The sequence below is a fragment of the Belliella kenyensis genome (assembly GCF_022549675.1).
GTDB classification, from domain to species: domain Bacteria; phylum Bacteroidota; class Bacteroidia; order Cytophagales; family Cyclobacteriaceae; genus Belliella; species Belliella kenyensis.
Window position 1 is genome coordinate 180,142 of the sequence record NZ_JAKZGR010000004.1, and the last position, 21,021, is coordinate 201,162.

General features: G+C 38.6%; 14 protein-coding genes. 6 read left to right on the forward strand and 8 right to left on the reverse strand.

What is annotated here, in order from left to right; genetic code table 11:
• Positions 1-156: 156 nt before the first annotated feature.
• Positions 157-3,294, forward strand: coding sequence for a histidine kinase N-terminal 7TM domain-containing protein (locus MM214_RS05685; RefSeq protein WP_241293007.1), 3,138 nt, complete (start codon positions 157-159; stop codon positions 3,292-3,294).
• 58 nt (positions 3,295-3,352) lie between these two features.
• Here MM214_RS05685 and MM214_RS05690 read toward each other — a convergent pair whose 3' ends face one another.
• On the reverse strand, positions 3,353-4,597 hold the full coding sequence (locus MM214_RS05690) for a dipeptidase (protein WP_241293009.1): 1,245 nt from the start codon (positions 4,595-4,597) through the stop codon (positions 3,353-3,355).
• A 180-nt stretch (positions 4,598-4,777) separates the two neighbouring features.
• Between MM214_RS05690 and MM214_RS05695 the strand changes: the two genes are divergently transcribed.
• The 3 genes from MM214_RS05695 (at position 4,778) to MM214_RS05705 (ending at position 7,767) form a co-directional block, all read left to right on the forward strand.
• A complete protein-coding gene (locus MM214_RS05695) occupies positions 4,778-5,662 on the forward strand; it encodes an ATP-binding protein (protein ID WP_241293011.1) in 885 nt (294 codons plus the stop codon).
• Between the two features lie 128 nt (positions 5,663-5,790).
• Positions 5,791-6,792 (forward strand): acyl-ACP desaturase, encoded by a 1,002-nt coding sequence (locus MM214_RS05700; protein WP_241293013.1) that lies wholly within the window; start codon positions 5,791-5,793, stop codon positions 6,790-6,792.
• 120 nt (positions 6,793-6,912) lie between these two features.
• Positions 6,913-7,767, forward strand: a complete 855-nt coding sequence (locus tag MM214_RS05705; RefSeq protein ID WP_241293015.1) for a pirin family protein — start codon at positions 6,913-6,915, stop codon at positions 7,765-7,767.
• A gap of 141 nt (positions 7,768-7,908) precedes the next feature.
• Here MM214_RS05705 and MM214_RS05710 read toward each other — a convergent pair whose 3' ends face one another.
• From MM214_RS05710 to ccsA (MM214_RS05730), 5 genes are read right to left on the reverse strand one after another with little or no spacing between them, the layout of a single operon-like run.
• Positions 7,909-8,685, reverse strand: coding sequence for a Rossmann-like and DUF2520 domain-containing protein (locus MM214_RS05710; RefSeq protein ID WP_241293017.1), 777 nt, complete (start codon positions 8,683-8,685; stop codon positions 7,909-7,911).
• Positions 8,686-8,711: 26 nt separating this feature from the next.
• On the reverse strand, positions 8,712-11,240 hold the full coding sequence (ccsA, locus tag MM214_RS05715) for a cytochrome c biogenesis protein CcsA (RefSeq protein WP_241293024.1): 2,529 nt from the start codon (positions 11,238-11,240) through the stop codon (positions 8,712-8,714).
• 19 nt (positions 11,241-11,259) lie between these two features.
• On the reverse strand, positions 11,260-11,676 hold the full coding sequence (locus MM214_RS05720) for a cytochrome c maturation protein CcmE domain-containing protein (protein WP_241293026.1): 417 nt from the start codon (positions 11,674-11,676) through the stop codon (positions 11,260-11,262).
• Between the two features lie 24 nt (positions 11,677-11,700).
• Positions 11,701-11,949, reverse strand: a complete 249-nt coding sequence (locus MM214_RS05725; protein WP_241293028.1) for a CcmD family protein — start codon at positions 11,947-11,949, stop codon at positions 11,701-11,703.
• Positions 11,946-12,626 carry a cytochrome c biogenesis protein CcsA gene (gene ccsA / locus MM214_RS05730; RefSeq protein ID WP_241293038.1) on the reverse strand — a complete coding sequence of 227 codons (681 nt, stop codon included), beginning with the start codon at positions 12,624-12,626 and terminating at the stop codon, positions 11,946-11,948. Before ccsA (MM214_RS05730) ends, MM214_RS05725 begins: the two co-directional genes overlap by 4 nt.
• Before the next feature lie 442 nt (positions 12,627-13,068).
• On the opposite strand from ccsA (MM214_RS05730), the gene MM214_RS05735 reads away from it, so the two are divergent.
• Together MM214_RS05735 and MM214_RS05740 are read left to right on the forward strand one after the other, a co-directional pair.
• On the forward strand, positions 13,069-17,973 hold the full coding sequence (locus MM214_RS05735; RefSeq protein ID WP_241293040.1) for a PKD domain-containing protein: 4,905 nt from the start codon (positions 13,069-13,071) through the stop codon (positions 17,971-17,973).
• A complete protein-coding gene (locus MM214_RS05740; RefSeq protein WP_241293042.1) occupies positions 17,970-18,998 on the forward strand; it encodes a PorP/SprF family type IX secretion system membrane protein in 1,029 nt (342 codons plus the stop codon). The genes MM214_RS05735 and MM214_RS05740 overlap by 4 nt, the downstream gene beginning before the upstream one ends.
• Before the next feature lie 74 nt (positions 18,999-19,072).
• Here the strand turns inward: MM214_RS05740 and MM214_RS05745 are convergent, their stop codons facing one another.
• Together MM214_RS05745 and MM214_RS05750 are read right to left on the reverse strand one after the other, a co-directional pair.
• Positions 19,073-19,738, reverse strand: a complete 666-nt coding sequence (locus MM214_RS05745) for a heme exporter protein CcmB (RefSeq protein WP_241293044.1) — start codon at positions 19,736-19,738, stop codon at positions 19,073-19,075.
• A gap of 175 nt (positions 19,739-19,913) precedes the next feature.
• Positions 19,914-20,915 carry a LacI family DNA-binding transcriptional regulator gene (locus MM214_RS05750; RefSeq protein WP_241293046.1) on the reverse strand — a complete coding sequence of 334 codons (1,002 nt, stop codon included), beginning with the start codon at positions 20,913-20,915 and terminating at the stop codon, positions 19,914-19,916.
• Between the last annotated feature and the right edge of the window lie 106 nt (positions 20,916-21,021).

Below are 21,021 nucleotides of genomic sequence, written 5' to 3' on the forward strand. Positions count from 1 at the left end.
ACAATTTAGTTTATCAATTTTTGAAAATATTATTCTATATTGTATAGGTAAATATACCTTTGAAAAGCGAGAATTTGATTCAGTCAACTTTGTATTTAAATATGTATATCATCATCTAATATTTGTAAAAATTAGCATGTTTACACCACCCAATTCATGATAGATCAATTACAATTCAACTTACTTTCCGTACCCGTTTTCATTACAAGTATACTATTTCTTTTTCTAATAATTCTCAGCAAGAAAGATGGAAATGAATATGGTGAAAAGTATTTTAATTACCTCATGATAGCCTGCTTTTCTTACTCCATACTTTATGGCTTCGAAATAATATCTACAAGTAAGATCTACATCATTTGGATATTCAAATTGGAATTTATTGGTGGTGTTTTGTTGACTCCGCTTGTTTTGGCTTTTGTACTCAAATACTCAGGTAATGAAAAATATCTAAATAAATTTGGGAAAATTATAGTTTTTGGTTTTCCAGTAATTTTTTTAGCGACACTTTTCACTAATCAATATCATGGTATGTTCTACAAGAGTTTTGATATCATTGAGCATCCATCGTTTTATAGTATATCATTTGTTCCTGGACCAATACACTGGATATATGGGATTTACAACATCATTATCGTGATCATTTCCAACATCCTTTTGATCAGGATGCTCTTATATGTACCTAATGCATTTTCAAAGCAAGTCTTGATCATCCTACTTGCTACACTTATCCCATGGTTTACACACATATTAGACTTGTTTGAAATCGTCGAAACTCATTTGGACTTGGTGCCATTTTCATTGGCACTGAGTGCTATCTTCATGTACTGGGGGCTCTTCAGGCTGAATCTATTAAAGTCCATGCCTATTGGTTTTGAAAAGATTTTCAACGAACTCAATGATGGTATAATTATTCTGGACTACGAGGGCAGCGTGATCACCCATAACAAAACGGCCGGGTCACTCTTTCAGCTCAAGGGTTCATTAAACAAAAACAGTGTCATTAGCAAATGGCCTCAATTGAGCTCACTATTTGACACAAGCAAAGTCCCCAATGATATTGAGCTTCAAACTGAAAAAAAACAGACGCTTGTTCTAAAGCGAGAGTCAACCTTTGGGGATTCATCGGAGAGTGAGAGGATATTCTATTTAAAAATTCGAGACATTACTGGTGAGAAAGTAACCCAAGACATACTTCAGGCAAATGAGTGGAAGCTTCAAAAAGCAAATGCTGACTTGAGAAGAAATGAACAGATGCTGAAATCTATTGCTCAAGCTACCAAAGAACTGCTTTCGAACTCAGACTTTTCTACAGCCACCCAAAACGCAATCACCATCATTGGAAAGGGTTCATCAGTAGATAGAGCCTATTTATTCGAAAATAGTGAAGATGATTTTGGGAATATTTACAGTTCCCAAAGATTCGAATGGAGCACTGACGACGTCCCCGCAGAGATCAATAATCCAGAGCTTCAAAATCTCCCCATGGATATATATGGAGATGCCGTTCTCTTCTTAGCTGAAAATAAAATCTATCAAGCTATCGTATCACAACTTGAAGACGAGGATATCAAGAAACTATTAGAAAGTCAGAAAATCAAATCCATTTTACTGATCCCTATTTTTGTAGAAGATTACTTTTGGGGATATGTAGGTTTTGATGACTGCAAAAATGAACGGATTTGGAGCGAAGCAGAAGCTGCTTTACTTCTAAGCTTTGCCGATAGTATTTCGAATGCGATAGAAAGAAAGAACCTTGAGCAGAACTTGGTCCAGTCTATGCAAAAGGCAAAAGAAGCAAGCGTCGCAAAATCGGAATTTTTAGCTAACATGTCCCATGAAATAAGGACACCTCTTAATGGAGTCATTGGGTTCTCTGATTTATTGATGAGGACAAGTCTGGATCAGACGCAAAGAAACTACCTCAAATCGATCACCCAATCTGGAAACCTTCTCCTAGAACTAATCAATGATATTCTGGATTTTTCGAAAATTGAAGCTGGAAAGCTTGAATTGAACCCAGTGGAACTGAATCTCAAAGAGCTTGCGGAGGAGTCCATGACTGTCATAAAGCCGCAGGTTGAAGAAAAGAATCTCAAACTCATACTTTCTTTGGATCAGGAGTTGCCAAAATATGTGCTTCTAGATATAATAAGGATCAAACAAATCCTCATGAATTTACTCAGCAATGCTGTCAAATTCACCGAAAAAGGTGAAATAGAATTAGCTATACAGGTAAATGAATTGGACCAAAGATCTCAAACTGTATCCCTCACGTTTATAGTAAAAGACTCTGGCATTGGAATATCTAAAGAAAAGGAGAAAGTCATATTTGATGCATTTGCTCAAGAAGATAGCTCCACCACTCGGAAGTATGGTGGCACTGGACTAGGATTGACTATTTGTAATAAACTACTCGAACTTATGGACAGCAGACTAGAACTGGAAACTCAAGTGGGCATGGGTAGTAAGTTCTATTTCACAATACAAGCCGTTGTCAAAGAATCTGAAATGATAATCCATGACGACAGGTCAATTCAGCATGAGCTAAGTGTAGATACAGGGTTTCTTAAAAATAAAAGCTTCAAAATACTACTTGCCGATGACAATCCTGTGAATATGCTTCTTGCAAAAACAATCGTAAGAAATGTAGTACCTTCTGCTTCTATCTCCGAAGCTAGAAATGGACTTGAAGCAGTAGAGCTTTTCAAATTGCACAAGCCAGATTTGATATTCATGGATATTCAAATGCCCGAGATGAGTGGGTATGAGGCTACTCAAGAGATTCGAAGGATCGAAAAAGACACAAAGACTCCAATCATCGCTCTCACTGCCGGTACCGTAAAAGGAGAGTATGAAAGATGTCTTGAAGCAGGTATGGATGATTATCTAAGTAAACCAATTTTGGTTTCTGACATTTCAGCAATGCTTGGCAAATACCTCTTCAATAAAGAAGAGATCCTTACGCCAAAATACGAAACGAAATTTGAAGAATATAAACACACAGATCCTGAGTTCTTTTCTGAGCTAGTCTTGGTAAGTCATGAAAATCTAAAAAAACTTCAAAAAGAGCTCATCGATTATTCAAAAGGAAATAACATCATTCGGATAAAACAGACCGCCCACTCTTTGAAAGGCATCGCCTTAAACTTGGAATTGAATAAGTTAATCGGCTTGTCAGAATCACTGGAAAGAATAAAAGATATTCATGATCTAGATCACAACAATATCTTATATGATACCATAGCAGAAATCGGAAGTATTCTAGAAAAACTCCAAAAAGAAATCAAAAATTAACAATCATATAAAAATGCCTTTGTGCGTCAAGGCATTTTTATATGTGTCATGGAGGAATCTATGCGGATTTGGCTACATCTTCAATGGACTTCCACACCCTGAAGAAGTTCTTGCTACAAATTTTCTCTATATCTTCTTTTGAATATCCAAGCTTCAATAATTCAGCAATCAAATTTGGATACATCGAAGCATCTTTGAGTCCTTCTGGAAGTGTATCACCTACACCATCGAAATCGGAACCAAGACCAACATGATCTATTCCTACGAGTTTTGCAACATAATCAATATGCTCTGCCACTTTGGAAACGTGCACATTTGGTCTATTGTCAGCCATGTATTTTTGAATATACTCCTGAGCAGCGGTGTCACTTCTTGACAAACCTTTTTCTTCTAGCCACGAAGCAATATGTTCTCTATTGGCTGTATTTCTATCCGCAAAAGCCTGATCTACGAAGCTACCCCCGAAGGTAATCATGACTAGACCATCCTTCTCTGCTATTTTTTTGATAATCTCGTCAGACACATTTCTTTCAAATCCCGGAGTGAAATTCCGAGCTGAACTATGTGTGGCTACTATCGGAGCTTTACTAACTTCAGCGACATCAAAGAAAGTTTTATCAGTAATATGTGATACATCTATGATCATTCCCAACCTGTTCATTTCTGCTACTACTTCTCTTCCGAATTCGCTCAATCCACCATGTGTCTCCGAGTCATCATAAGAAGAATCACCCACAAGATTATCTTTACCATGCGTAAGTGTCATGTAGCGAATTCCTTTGTTGTAGAAATAGGCTACATTGTCGATATCATCTTCAATAGCAGCGGCATTTTCTATGCCCATTGGAAGAGATAAGAGTCCCTTTTTGAAATTGTTTTCAATATCATCTACTGATTTGGCTAATGCCACTTTATCTGGCCAAGTTGCTGCCATCCTTTCTACCATCATGATCAGCGTATCGGCCAATGCTTTTGCTCCTCCACGCTCTTGGTAAATAGCAGGTATATAAATAGCCATAAATGGTGCATCTATCCCCCCTTCTCTAGCCCTCACATAATCTATATTTCCAGACTCTTGTCTATTGATAAAGTCATAAATTTCTCCATTCATAGTATTGCCTAGGTTATACATTCGAAATGGCAAATCCATGTGACCATCTACGATGATTGTACTTTGAGCAATCTCTTTGGCAACCTCTAGTCTTTCTTCATCACTGAGCTGGGTGTAATCGACTTCTTGAGGTTCTGTACCACAAGCAAATGCCATAGTAGCTCCTAGAGCGATTGATAAAATTTTTTTCATAATCATAGCTTTTGTTATCCATTCAATTTAATGATTATTCAAAAAATCAAAACCTTAAGATTTATAAACGGTTATATTTATGGTATAAAACAACCAAAATCAAATACACAGTTAAAATCTAAAGCAAAAAGATAAATAAACTAAATAAAAACTAACTAAATCACCAAAAAACAAACCAATATGAAAAAGAATGTAATCACTTATTTTTCTCTGATGTCTCTTCTTAGCTTTTGGGCATGTAGCGGAGGATCAAAAGAAACTGTCAAAGAAGAGGATGAATTGGACAATATAGAAGAATTGTCTCCTTCACTGACACTCTTGTGGCAGACAGACGATGTATTATTGACCAATGAATCCACGCTTTATGATGCAGAGACTGGAAAAATTTATGTTTCCAACATCGATGGTGGTCCAAATGAAAAAGATGGAAAAGGTTTTATCAGCATAATAGACAAGGAAGGCAATATAATAGAAAAAGACTGGGTCACTGGAATCGATGCTCCAAAAGGTATGGGAATAAGTAGTGGCAAACTTTACGTCACCAATATTGATGAAATAGTAGAAATTGATATCGAACAAGCTAAGATAATAAAGAGACATAAAGTCGAAGGTGCCAAGTTCCTGAATGACATTGATGTACACAATGACAAAATCTACTTTTCGGATATGGAAACAGGAAAAATACATTACTTACTCAATGGAGAATTATTCGATTTTGCAAAAGATCAAAAAAATATCAATGGACTGCGAGTAGCTCCAGATGGAACACTATATGGGCTAGATGGTCAAGGATTGAAAAAATATGACGAAGAGGGTGAGTACGAAATGGTGAATGAAGCTGTCACTGGTGGGGACGGGCTGATTATCATCGATGATCATACATTCATCGCCAGCAGATGGCAAGGTGAAATCTACCTTATCAGAGACGGAAAAGAAACCCTCATCCTTGACACAAAGCGTGAAGAATCAAATACTGCTGATATAGATTTTATTCCAGAAGAAAACATTCTCTTGGTACCGACGTTTTTCAAAAACAAGGTCGTTGCTTATAAATTATCTTATTAATTAGGAAACTTAAATTAGAAATCTGGTTTTCCTTACATCAAATCAGTATAATGTCCGTATCTTTATAGGAGATTTCTCATTGTCAAAGCACTAGAACATTGTATTGTCAATGGAAAACAAGATTTACTATGAACAAGTCAGAACATATCAATTACGAATTAGAAAAGAATCTAGAAGTTATCAGCCAGCTTGATGCCTTCGTAGGTCATGCGGTAGACAATACCCTAGTAGATCCAGACGAATGCTGGCAACCTACTGACTTCTTGCCAGATATGAGCTCACCTGATGCATTTGATCAAGTCAAATTGCTTCAAGAAAGAGCTGCTGGCATTCCTGATACCATCATCACTTCCCTTATCGGAAACATGATCACGGAAGAAGCCCTGCCTAGTTATCAAACTTACTTCAACTTACTGGAAGGTATCAATCCTGAAGGCAACTTACTTAGCCCTTCTGGATGGGTAAGATGGTCAAAAGCTTGGACTGCTGAAGAAAATAGACATGGCGACTTGCTCAATAAATATCTCTACTTATCTGCAAGAGCTGATATGAAAAAAGTTGAGCAAACCATTCATAGACTAATTTATAACGGCTTCGATCCAAAGTCAGAAAAAGATCCATATCAAGCGATTATTTATACTTCTTTCCAAGAAAGAGCTACTAAAATATCTCACGTAAATACAGGTAAACTAGCAGATAAAGCAGGTGATGATGTCTTGTCAAGAATCTGTAAGACCATCGCAGGCGATGAAGCTAGACATGAGAAAGCCTATAAATCGTTCATGTCGGAGATATTCAATATAGACCCAAATGGAGCTATCCTGGCATTTGAAAAAATGATGAGAAAGCAGATAGTCATGCCAGCTGTACTAATGGGAAAAGGTGGATCCAATCCTACACTGTTTGACCAATTCTCTGCCATCACACAAAAAATTGGTGTGTACACAGGCTGGGATTATGCTAGAATCATAGATCACTTGGTAAAGTTATGGAAAATAGAATCTCTCACAGGACTAAACGATATGGCTTCCAAAGCTCAAGATTACTTGTCAAACCTTTCTGAAAGATACATGAGATTAGCGGATAGAATGAAAGCTCCTGACGAAGTTCAACTCGCATGGCTTAAGTAATATCGATTCTTAATCAAATATCCCTAAAAATACCGATGATACTCATCGGTATTTTTTTTATCCAAATAGGAACAAATTTACCATAATTTACATTACATGTATATACATTAATTACAAGCTATGAGAACGATCAAAAACATACATGCTGCTTCATATCACCCAATCGCTGACCTTATTACTTACAACCCATTACCTTCAGCAAAACTTTCCCAAATTGACCCATTTATATTCTTGAATCATCATGGTCACCAAACTTACCCCAAAAACAACCACGGGCTGCCATTTGGCCCTCATCCTCATAGAGGCATGGAGACGGTGACATTTATCCTTGAAGGTGATATCATGCACAAAGACTCTGGTGGACATGAGTCTGTAATCGAAGCCGGAGGTGTACAATGGATGACCGCAGGAAGTGGACTGATACATGCTGAAGTGAGCTCTGATAAATTTAAGAAAGAAGGAGGTGATTTAGAAATATTGCAATTGTGGGTCAACCTACCAGCAAAGTATAAAATGACCAAGCCAAGGTATTTGGGTCTTCAAAAAGATGAAATCACAAACTTCAAGCTCGACGAAGGCAAAGTAAATGTACAACTGATAGCTGGTGAATGGGAAGAGAAAAAAGGTTCTTTCGAAACCCTCTCTCCCATTACGATGAGTACCATACATATGAATACTGGTGGAAGATTTACCAAAAATATCCCTCAAGAAGAAAACATTTTTTTCTATGTCGTAAAAGGCACAGTCAAAGTAAATGGGGAGCTTATAAAGTATAGAAATCTTGTGGAATTCAATCAGGAAGGTGAAGCTGTGAATGTAGAAGCTACAGAAGACGCCATCATTATACTTGGCCATGCACTACCTTTCAACGAACCTATGGTAGCTCAAGGTCCCTTTGTGATGAATACACAGCAAGAGATCCTGCAAGCATATCAGGATTATCAAGCTGGTAAATTCGGTACTTGGAATCACTAATTGTATTTTGAGCTGGATAAGGGTATTTTAAAAAACAAAACCATTGGAGATAAGTAATGCTTCAATGGTTTTAATTTTTTTAGTAAACATAACAACACTTCTTGTATCTACATCGATAAGATCAGTGTCAAAAATACTTTATCAATTCACATCAATGATATCCTGCGAAATCAGTCGATATATTTCGGCTACTTGCTCGTTGTAATTCAAGAATTGAAAATGATTATCAAGTGTATTATAATCTCCACGGATTGCAGGGCCAGTTTGAGCACGTTTGGCTCCTATCTCTAAGCTTTTGCTGATTGACTCGATGATCAGTGGCTTGAGCATTTCAAAATCCAAGCCTTGTCTACCCATGATCTCTTCTGATAGGCGAAGCATATGATTGGTAAAGTTACTTGCAAATACGGCCGCAACATGAAGAGCCAGCCTATCTTTAGATTTGACCACATATACTTGGTCTGACAGACTTTTAGCCACCTTTTTCAAATGTTGCAAGGTCTCTTGATCTTCTGACTCCACTAGAAATGGGACATCATCAAAGTCTATCTCTCTTCCTTTGGAAAAAGTCTGTAAAGGATAGAGGATACCTGTATAGGAAGCTGAACTATACCCCAATATACTCAAAGGCACTGTGCCAGAGGTATGGACTAGAATACTACCTTCTGGCAAGATGATCTCATCTGCAATCTCGGAAATCGCACTATCGCTCACAGCTAAGATGAAAAGCTTTGCTTCACTTTCGGAAAAATCAAGATCATCTTTGGCTTCTGCTACATATACTTTGTCACAGACTTTGGATGCTGATAGTAGATCTCTACCATATACCTCAGTGACCGTATGACCAGCATGCTCTAGCGCTGGTACGAGGTGAGTAGCCACATTTCCAGTACCCAATACAGCTATCTTATAGTTCATCCTGAAAGATAAAGAATATAACCTTACTATTCCACCCCTTTGTCTCGCATCTTCGAAAACTCATCATACCTTCTGTATATTGCTACACAGAATCCAATGAGCATGATAATGGTACCTGCCCAAAGTATGTTGATCTGAGGCTTGATCATTGCCTTGAGTACGACGTAATCCTTTTGAGTCCTATTTACGGTAAAGATAAACTTGTTCTCCTCAGGAATGATGTTGGTCAGCTCTACTTTCACACCGAGTTCATCATCGATCACTGGGATTCTGCCTACCTGATTGTTTCGGATGATAAATATAGGCTCTAGAACTTTCTCTACATCGTAATCTTGCACTACAAGCCTAGCCTTTACTGCAACATCACCATCAAAAAGCTGCATACCATCCAATTCAGTGACCACATCTGCGCTTTCGAGCTTAGTCACCATGTCTGAGATATGCACCAGTTCTCCTGGAGATACTTCATAAGTTTCATCCTCTCTCCACTCTGGATCTTCAAGATCACTGATCACCGATACGAAGGTATATAGATCTTTGTCAAGAAATCTCCTTGAATCTGGAGAAGAAAGTAATCCCATAGATGAATTGTATTGTGCCATTGGGCTTAGCGAAAACTTAAATTCATCTTCTTGATAGTAATCGATTTTGAAGTAATCGTTTTCTTCTAGCACAATATCTACAAACTCACCCTCTCTGTGGTAAGTCTTTCCGTTCACAACTATATCAGCTAAAGCTATGGCTTGATTGACTTGTTCTGTTGGCTTGAGCAGCTTAGCATAGACAAGTCCTGGCACACCTACAACTTTCTTCTGTCTTCCTCTGTAAATGGCTGTGTACTCTTTGATTTGTGTTGGTTTATTGATCCATAGCAAGGCATGCTCCTTGTTCACTTCATCTTCGAAATCATTTCTGTATGTCAATCCTGACAAATTTTGAGAGATGACTTGCGAGTATCCAGAGGAAAACATCACCCCTATCAATATCATTCCAAGACCTATATGTGCCAATGAACCTCCTGCAAGCTTAAATGTAGACTTTTTGAGCAACTTACTCAAGATCGTGGCATTGGCAACAATCGTGAAAGTACCTGCCATCACGACCACCATGTAGCTTACATTGTACACTTTGCCCAAGACAATAATCCCTGCTGAAAGCAATACAGAAATGACATATGGAGTGACTAGTGTCTCTTTCAATGTCTTTGCATCCATCTTTTTCCACCAAAAAAACTGACCCACAGCTGTCAATAAAGCTAGGACAACGGCAAACCACAACTGAAACTTGGTATAGAAACCTACTTGATCGGCTGGAGGTGCCATATTTGATATACCACCGAAGCTTTCCACTATTGCATTCCATACAGGAATAGACGTAGGAAGAATGACTTGAAATGCCATAAGCCCTAAAGTGGTCGCTCCTATAAATATCCAAAACTCTCTTGAATAGACTGAAGCTTCCCTTTCCGAGCTTGGTATATGCTTCCAAGACCTTACGGCCAAGAAAATAGCCATAGCCAAAAAGAACAGCATGTATATCAACAATTGACCTGACAAACCCAAGTCAGTAAAAGAGTGTACAGACGAATCACCTAAGACTCCACTTCTTACCAAAAATGTAGCATAAAGCACAAGGATAAAAGAGGAAATTACGAGTACAATGGAGGTCTTCAGTGCTGTAGCACTTTTCTTGTATGTAATCATGGTGTGAATCCCTGCCACTAAAATCAACCACGGAACATAGACGGCATTCTCTACTGGATCCCAGTTCCAATACCCACCAAAGTTCAGGGTAACATAAGCCCAATAAGCACCCATGATGATTCCCATTCCTAAGATCATGGCAGAGAAAATCGCCCATGGTAAAGCTGGTCGAATCCACTCAGCATATCGCTTTGTGGCCAAGCCTGCCATAAGAAATGCAAAAGGCACTAAGGTACTCGCATAGCCCAAAAACAAAGTGGGAGGATGAATGACCATCCAAATGTTCTGCAGTAGCGGGTTCAGTCCTGTTCCATCTTCTGGAACAAAGTCAGGGTTGATCTGGAAGATCGGAGCAGAGACTGCATCTCTCAGTAAAATGAATGGAGAGCTACCAATCTTCAAATCTCCAATCACAACGCCTAATATCATGGAAACCAAAAATGCTTGCACCAAAGCAAAAACAATCATCACAGGTCCTTCCCAAGCTTTGTTGGTATGTATGACTACCAAGCCTAGCACCACATTCCAGAAGATCCAAAGAATAAATGCTCCTTCTTGCCCCTCCCAAAAACTAGAGATCATATAGTGAACAGGAAGCGCCGAGGAGGAGTGCGAATAGGCATAAAAATACTCGAATCTGTGATTGTAAATAATTTCAAAGAGTGAAATCGCTACAGTCACAGATGCTACTGAGTGTATGTAAAACATTACGCGACTAAAATTTCTCCAGTTGGCTTTGTCAAGCTCATTTGCTTGATAGTATTTATAATAAGAGAAGGCCGTAAGCACTGCACTTACAAAAGCAAGTATAGTAGCCATATGACCTAAATTACCCACAAAGGTATTAATCATAATTTCTAAATTTTCAGATTTACATTCCCGCCGTGCTCACCTCGTTTTCTTGATATTTGGATGGACATTTCATCAAGATTTTGTCTGCCATGAATATCTCATCATTTTTGTAGCCTCCTATCACGACTACTTGTTCTGACCTGTGAAAATCAGCTGGCACAGGTTCATTGTAAAAAACGCGCTGTTCGGTTCCGTCATTATCGACCATCAAAAAATAAAAAGATGTCTTATCTTCATTCACTTCAATTCCTTCTACTGCGCCAGAAGCGTTCTTTTTAAGTTGCCCCACTACATGTATAGCTTTGTCTTCTCCTTTTGCCTTCATCGCTTTGGCTGTGGCAAAGCTTTCGTATGTACTTGCATCACCCAGCATAGAAATAATAATGACTATGGCTATAGCTATAACTCCCAGTCCTAATATATGTCCCTTTTTCATATTGAAAATGATCTTTAATTGAATTTACTTCCCCTCCTGTACCAATTTTTCCAATCTAGCGATCTTACGATCAGTACTTATGATATAAACCAAGATTCCACCGAAAACAATCCCAATTATCCCCACTAATACGTAAATTTTCCCTTCCGAGCGCATTACGTCTGCCATTTCTATACTGGAATTTTGATAATCTTCTTCGGTGATTGCTATTTTTTCCTGAGCCATACCTTGCAAGCTGACCAAGAAAAACAAGATTACTATTAACTTCTTCATGATACTTGATTTATCAATTTATCTTCAATTCTTCTCTCAATTCTTTTTAACCTTACCCTGATCAAACTCATCCATGTGCCCAAAAGAGTCCATCCAATTACCGCTGGATAGAAAACCATACGAAGATTGCTATCCATATCGTAGGCATTGAAGCCTGGATTTCCTCCATTGCCTGGATGTAAGCTATCTGTAAGTCTTGGCAAAACGAATATTAGGGGTATAAATGCTGCAAATGCAAAAATATTGTATACTCCACCTATCCTAGCCCTTTGCTGTACATCTGTAAGAGAATTGCGTAAGATCAAGTAAGCAAAGTACATTAGCAAACCTATCGCTGAGGCATTTTGTTTGGGATCTCCACTCCAGTAATCTCCCCATGTAAATTTGGCCCATAGCATGCCTGTGACTATACCTAATACACCAAATAAAATGGCTGCATTGGTGAATTCTATCGCAATATCATCATGACGGAGATCATTGGTGCGAAGGTACTTGATGCTGTATATTACTGCCACGACTAGCATGATGATCATCCCAAACCACATGGTGACATGAAAGTATAAAGCTCTTATGGTTTCGTTAAGAATAGGTAGTCTCGGAACGTCTAATACTAGACCCCCAATGATGGTGTAGGCCAACAATAATATGGTCAAAATTTTCCACCAGCTAAATTTCATGTGTTAATATTTATCTTTATTTGATTTTTAAGTCTAAGCTGAATTCACTTCAAAAAAGACTTGCAAACAGAACGACACTACTTTGAAAGGCTTTACAGTAAGAAAAAGCCCAGCAAAAGGCTCAAGTATTTACATCTACCTCTAGCATTTCGAGTGCAAAAATAAGGTATAACTTCCTGATTCTTGCCTTTTTTATGAGATATTTGAAAAGCCTTGCCTGCTGAAAAAATAAAGCAATATTGAATTTTAAGAATACAAAATTCAGATTGGCTAGAATCTACTGATTCAATAATATATTCTTCTAAATCACCAATTATGACCAAAGTTTACCACTTTTTTAGGTTTTCCATGGAATTAAAAAACTAATTTTTAATATTTACAAATCTGTAAACATCAGATACTTAACACCCTTTTGTACCATATTTTTACCTCAGATTAATCTATGAATCAAGCTTTTACCAAAAGAAACATTCTATTTCTTGGATTAATGCTGTTTTCTATCTTTTCGTTTCAGCTAATGGCGTTAAAAGTTGGTCAAAAAGCTAATCTACCTTTAAGCCTAGAAGTTGATTTCGACTTTACCCATTCAAACACTTGTGGAAATCAAACAGTCCGATTTTTTCACAGATCTCCTTTGGGCACTCAATTGTCATACGCTTGGAACTTTGGAGATGGTAATGTATCAGATCAAAGAAACCCTACTCACACCTATAACATCGTAGGTATCGGAACACAAACCGTTTCTGTAAGCTTGACTGTAACAGATGAAGAGGGTAATACTGGCACCCGCATCCAAACCCTGGAGATACAAAGAATCCCCAGCTTAGACATGAGTGCTGATTCTAATATTGTCACCTTTGACAATATCACCTACTTCGTCATGTGCGAAAATAGTAATTCAACTTTTACATTTTACAATACTTCAAGTACCGCCCTCAACAATGAAACGTACACCATCGACTGGGGCGATGGATCTCCTCTGGCAACTTTACAAAACTGGAGTGAACTTAGTCATACCTATCCCATGGGAATTTATGACATAACTTACTCTATAACATCATCCACTGGCTGCACAGCGACGAAGAAATATGGTGTTTTTGTAGGAGGAAATCCTGCTGTAGGTCTAGGAAATCCAGGTAATACCAATGTCTGTACAGGGTCTTCAATAACCTTCCCCATATCTGGTACTGATAACAACCCAATAGGAACACGGTATATTGTGACCTTTTCAGATGATCCTAGCAATCCACAGATTTTCCAACATCCTGCCCCCAAATCTGTAACGCATACCTTTGAACGCGGATCTTGCAATGAAAATTCTAACAGCTTGTTCCCTAACTCTTTCTTTGTCACTATAGTAGCAGAAAACCCATGCTCTGGATCTCTTGCTACAGTAGTCCCAATTTACGTATCTGGAACCCCAGCACCTGAAATTCACATTCCAAACGATGTGTTGTGTGTAAATAATGGTGTCAACATCTCCAATATTTCACGATCTGGAGACGATATAAGCACCAATGGACAATGCTCAAGACCAAAGAATGTATGGGAAATAACTCCTTCTACAGGATGGAGTCTATCCAGTGGATCAATGGGAAGTATGATCAATCCAAATTCCGTAAACTCATGGGTAAGTGGTACTGAAAATATCCAACCCTTGTTCACCGAGCCAGGTACATATACGATTAAACTGACCACAGGAAATAGATGCGGAAGTGAAGTAACAGAGAAAACCATTTGTGTACTTCCCACTCCTGAACCCAAGTTCGAAATAGAGCAAAATAACCAATGTGGACCATCCACGGTCAAATTAAAAAATATTTCCAATGTACTAGAGCTTTGCGAAAATGACATGTTCACTTGGTCTATTTCCCAATCAAGAGGATGTGGTGTAAATGCAACCTGGTCATATACCACTGGAAATGACAGTTCTCCTGAGGCAGAAATCGAATTCAATAGCCCAGGTGAATACAGTATCACACTAAATGCAGTAAGCTCTTGTGGCGTCTATCGAGAAACTAAGAGTGTGGTAATCGCTGCCGCTCCCACAGTAAATCTCAACTTGCCTCAAAGTATATGTGGCTCATCGCCAATCAGACCATCTGCCTCTGTAGCCTCTTGTGGGGATGAGCAGACATCATACTTGTGGACATTCGAAGACGGGACTCCGTCCTCCTCATCTTCTATGATACCTGGAGAAGTTACCTTTACTGGATCTGGAACGAAGAAAGTTACACTTGCAGTCACAAATATTTGTGGTACCACCGAGATCACTCAGGAGATCACAATCAATGATTATCCCATTCTCGATCTGGGAGAAGATATAGAAGCATGCTTTGGAGAAACTATAGCACTAGGTAGTCAGGTTAGCTTTGAAGAAAATCATACGTATAGATGGTCGTCTTCTCCTTATGTCAACATTTCGAACTTTAATATCCATAACCCAACGGCCACACCACAGCAAACTACCACATTCTACCTGCAAGTAACAAACACACGAACAGGCTGTGTCATCTCGGATGAATTTACCGTAAAAGTAAACCCCGCGCCTTCCATAAGTTTTGATCAAAGCGATCAAAATATATGCTCAGGTGAAACATCTAATCTGGTAAACATCATTACAAATCCAGTAGGTGAAGATGTAAGCTGGACATTAGCTATTACTGATGTCGAAGGAGTGACTCAGACGACTGGAACTGGCTCTATTCCAGCACAGACCTTGATAAACAAAACCGGAACGGTGCAAGAGCTGGTATATACTGCTACTATAGAAGGCCCTTCAGCAGGAGACTGTAGAATCACACCTACTCAATATAAGATCACCGTACACCCAGAACCTGTTCTTCAGAATGATCAACTGGAAATCTGTAGTGACCAACCAATCAATTATTTTCCTATCTCTGGTATTCAAGGAATGACATATACTTGGACAGTCGACTCAAATCCGGGAATCATTGGGAGTATCGATCAGTCTATTGGATCTCCAAGTATCAATCAAACTCTTAGAAATATTACAAACACACCACTCAAAGTTTTATACACAATCACTCCATATTTGAATGATTGCAAAGGAGATGACTTTGAACTTGAGGTTACCATATTGCCTTCTCCATCTGTGAACTTCTCTATTGGCGAACAAAGTCTTTGTAGTGGCGAAGCCTCCCAAGAAATCCAAATCAGCTCAGACGTCAATGGGGCGGAGTTTTCATGGGAAGCGAAAGCGAATGGGATCGAAGGAGTAATCCCAAGCGGCACAGGAAACAGGATCCCCATACAGACATTGATTAACAACTCGTCTGCTCCAGTCGTGGTAGAGTACATGGTAATGGCTAGCACATCCGTTGGAGGAAATTGCTCTGGTGTACCGAGTTCATATAGGATCACAGTGTACCCGAGGCTTTCGATGACTTCCACCATTTCAGACTACTCTGGTTATGCGATTAGCTGTGCTGGTCAACACGATGGATATATCAACCCCATCATACAAGGTGGAGATGGAAATTACACGTTCTCTTGGATAGGCCCTAATGGCTTTGTATCGAGAGAACCTTACATTCAAAATTTATTTAGTGGAACTTATACACTATCAGTTGATGATGGTGTAGGCTGTCAAATCAGCCAAAGCTATACCTTGACAGAGCCTTTGCCGTTGGCCTTAAATATAGAAAATACTGTAGACATTCTTTGCGCTGGACTAAGTACAGGGGCTATCTACATGTCTGTGGGTGGAGGAGTGCCTCCATACAGTTATCAGTGGCAAAAGGATGGCGAATTACTTAATACCATGTCATTGCACTTGGAAAATGCTCCAGCAGGAAATTATATTTTGACTATCACAGATTCGAATGGTTGCCAATTAGAATCCAGCCAAGTAACGATCTCAGAACCAGACACTCCCTTACTAATTGAGCATACCAAAGGTGATATTTCTTGCTATGATGCCAATGATGGTTTTATCAATTTGAACATCACAGGAGGTGAGCCTCCATATCAAATCATATGGAGCAACAACTCTACACAGCCTAGTCAGCAAAATTTGGGACCAGGCACATACATTGTCCAAATAATCGACCAAATTGGATGTATCAAATCGGAGACGATCATCATCGAAGATGCACCTCTATTTAGAATATCTCCAGAATTACGGCAAATATCATGCTTTGGAAAGAACGATGGCTATATCAAACTGAACTTCGAAGGAGGTGTGGGACAGCCAAGTGTTCGGTGGGATCATGGAGAAGACAAAAGCGAATTGTTCAATTTGTCATCAGGAACATATGGTGTTACCATTACCGATGATACAGCCTGCGAAATCAGGAGTGTATTCAATATCATAGAGCCTGGATTATTGGTGATAGAGAGCGCTGTGACAGATGCATTAGACTGTAATATACCATCAAGTGGTGCAATCAATATAGAAATTTCCGGTGGCACTCCCCCTTTTACCTATTTGTGGAGTAATGGAAGTATTTCAAAAGATTTGCTAAGCCTCAATAAGGGTCAATATAGCCTTACTGTGACAGATGCAAATGGATGTCAATCCTCTAGTGTCTTCTCCGTAAAACGACCAGAACCTCTTCAATTATCAGCTATCAGACGAACCAATATCACATGCGAACCCAGATTGATTCAAGAAGAAATAGAGCTGTCGATATCTGGTGGAGTAGCTCCTTATACTATAAATTGGTCAGGTGGTGAAGTAAATCAAAACGGATATAATATGCAAACCAACCAAGCTGGTTTATATGCAGTTGAGGTCATTGATGGTCATGGATGTATTAGGCGTGAATCTTTTGAAATAGTACTTTCGGATGTTATTCTAGAGATAGGAATAGAATCTGCAAGCTTTGAAAGCTATCAGACTCATCTGGTAAATCATGAAATTCAGTTTTTAAACAAATCATTTGGTGATATCCTAACATTTCATTGGGACTTCGGGGATGGCAATTATAGCTTTGAGGAGAACCCAACTCATCAATATCAGGCAGAAGGAGAATATGAAATAACACTGAGAGTCACTGATATATATGGATGCTACTTGACGACAAGTCGAACAATACAGGTTTATGATTATTTTCTGAAAATCCCAGATGCATTTACCCCAAATGGTGACGGAACCAATGATTTCTACTTTCCAAAATTCCTCCATATTGAATCTTTAGAGTTTTGGATACTCAATAAATGGGGAGAAAACATTTATTATACAAAGGACATGATGTCAGACGGCTGGGATGGAACCATATCTGGTACAGAAGCCCAAGCTGGGAACTACGTGTACCGCCTAGAGTTCAAGACTCTTGATGGGAGAAAACAACAAATGACTGGGGTATTTTTACTATTAAGATGATGAAAAAACAAGCTTTGATACTATTCACAATATCATTGATATGCAGCAGTATATTGAAAGCTCAGGACTTTCATTATTCTCAATTTTATGCCGCACCATTATTTCTCAATCCAGCACTTACAGGTAGCACGGAGCTGACCAGGGTAGGTGCCAATTACCGAAAGCAATGGCCTGGATTGGGGCATGATTTCAATTCATACTCAGCATATTTTGACCATTACAGCTATGACCTTAGAAGTGGTTTTGGTATAGCTATAAACTCATTCCGTGAATCTAATTTCAACATTAGCACTACGGATTTTTCGATGTTTTATGCATATAACCTTCGTTTAAGCGAATCTATGAATTTTAGAATGGGTACCCAATTGGGACTAGTGAGAAGAAATGCCGCACTTGACAACATTATTTTTGGAGACCAAATAGATTTATTTTCGAGATCTATCAATCAAAACACCATAGATAATCTTCCAGATTTTGACCCTTACACGTATCTTGATATTTCCTTCGGAGGACTACTGACGGGAAACAGCTTCTGGCTCGGTGTCTCTACCCATCACATCAACAGACCTAGTTTGAGTTTCTATCCAAGCCAAGACTTTGGATACCTCCCCATGAAATGGAGTGTACATGGTGGATACACTTTACCATTAGGATCGAATGGATATTGGGGATCAACTTATGACAATCAGGTCTCCTTGTTGGTGAATTATAAAAATCAAGCTCCGTTCAAACAACTTGATCTAGGTACCCAAGCAATATATAAAGGAGTAATTTCGGGGGTCAGCTATAGGGGAATTCCTGGTGTCAGAAACATGCCAAATCAAGATTCGATAATCTTTCTACTTGGTCTTGCCCTTGATTCAGGTGTGAAAATTGGATATAGCTACGACTTCATGATTTCTAATATTGGAATTCAAACTAGAGGTGCCCACGAAATATCGATAAGACATCAATTCCTAATGGGAAATGCTAAATCAAGAAACCAAAGAAGTAGAATACTAAAATGCTTCGACTACATGATGTAATTTCAATTCATTGAAAAATAGTTCACCTTACCAAACTTTTCCTAAACCTGACATCTGATATCAAAAAGAAATTCTCAACTTCTCCACAGGTATGGAAATAAAATGTAAGCTGTAGCAGAAATGATTGCATTGATAGCCATCAGGGTAATGATTTTATCTAAACTTACACTCCAATCTAGGCCATCTATTGCATTTTTTGACACCCTTATAGCCATCAGAAGTATGGGGATGATTACTGGGAAACTTAAGATAGCCATCAATGTTGCATTATTGCTTGCTTTGGAAGCAATCGCCGAAACCATCGTGAGGCAAGCCGAAAATCCCAATGAGCCTAAGACCAAATTCAGCAAAAATAGCCCTTGATCTTCTACTGGATTGCCTAATATGATAGAGAAAACCAAATAGCCCAACAAAGCCAATACTAAAGTCAAAATCGAATTGTATATCATTTTAGAAATGATAATCGACTCTGGGGATGCGATCATGTAATAGTATAACTGCCTTCCTTGATGCTCCTGCACAAAACTCTTTGCCACTGCATTGACCGCCGAAAACAAAATGATGATCCAATACAAAGCATTCCATGTAGGCACCCCGATGTTTCCTTGCTTTGCACCTACGCTCAAGTAGGTAATAAATACCGCCGATATCACATACAAAAGTATCCCGTTCAAGGCATACTTTTGCCTCCACTCCAAAGTGAGTTCTTTGATGATTAGGGTATTTATTTGCTTTAGCATGAGAACAAAGTTAATACAAGATGAGGAGATCATCATGGTAATCGAAAAAAGTAAGGAAATTTAAAATTAAAATAAAAAAAACCAAATCATTCATCCAAACATCATTAGACTGGTTTGTATCGTATCGATACTAAATTTTATGGGGGGAGTCAAGCCTTATTGCCTTTGCAATCATTTATCGAGTAGATTCTCTAATCACTAGGGTTGTTTCCAGCTGTTTTGACATTATCGTGGTGTTTTTTTCTTCTATCATTTTGAATAAAATTTCAGCAGCATGCTTGCCAATTTCAAAAGCGGGTTGCTTTACTGTAGAAAGTTGTGGGCTTATATATTGTGCTATAGGCTCATCAGCATAGCCGATGACAGAAACTTCATCAGGAATGCCAATACCTCGCTTTTGCAATACTTTGATAGCATCATATGCATAATAGTCGCTAAAGGCAAAAATCCCATCCACTTCAAATTCGTCAAAGATTTGATTGAGCTTCTTCTCAAATTGCTCATCCTCACCCATCAAAATCAAATTTTCTTCAAGGGGAATATTATTTTTCTTCAAACCTTCCACATATCCCAAGTACCTATTGAAACTAGTCGAGATATATTCGGGCCCTTTGATGTGCAGGATTTGCTTACAACCCGTTTGAACCAAATACTGAACCGCATCCAATGATCCTTGAAAGTCGTCAGTGACTACGTAAGAAGTATTCAGGTCTTCACAAATTCTATCAAGAAGTACCAAAGGCGTCCCATCTTCTATGACTGTCTCAAAATGACTCAAATCATCCGAATCATTCCCTACCGCAGCCAAGACGCCATCGACTCTAGTATTTAAAAAAGCCATGCATGACTTTTCCTCTTTCTCTTTGAGTTCGTCTGAAGTACAGATAAAAAGTTGATAACCCTTCTGAAATGATACACTTTCGATACCTGCAAGAATGTTATTAAAGTAATTGTGGGTAAACTCAGGAAGAAGTAAGCCAATAGTAAAAGTTTTGTTAGAGACCATACTTTTGGCTATTTGATTAGGCCTGTAGCCTAATTCTTTGGCCAATTGAACAATTTGATCCCTTCTGGATACGCTGATACTCTCGTGTCCATTGAGTGCTCTAGAAATAGTGGAAGGTGTTACCCCCAATACTTTAGCAAGATCTCTTATACTTACTCTCTTCTTATGCATAGTCATAGGATATTCAAGATATAAAATTCCTTCATAATATCTGCTCCAAGTTTCAATCAAAAGTATAATATTCCATTTTTCAGTTGTGATAAGCCTGCTAATACCA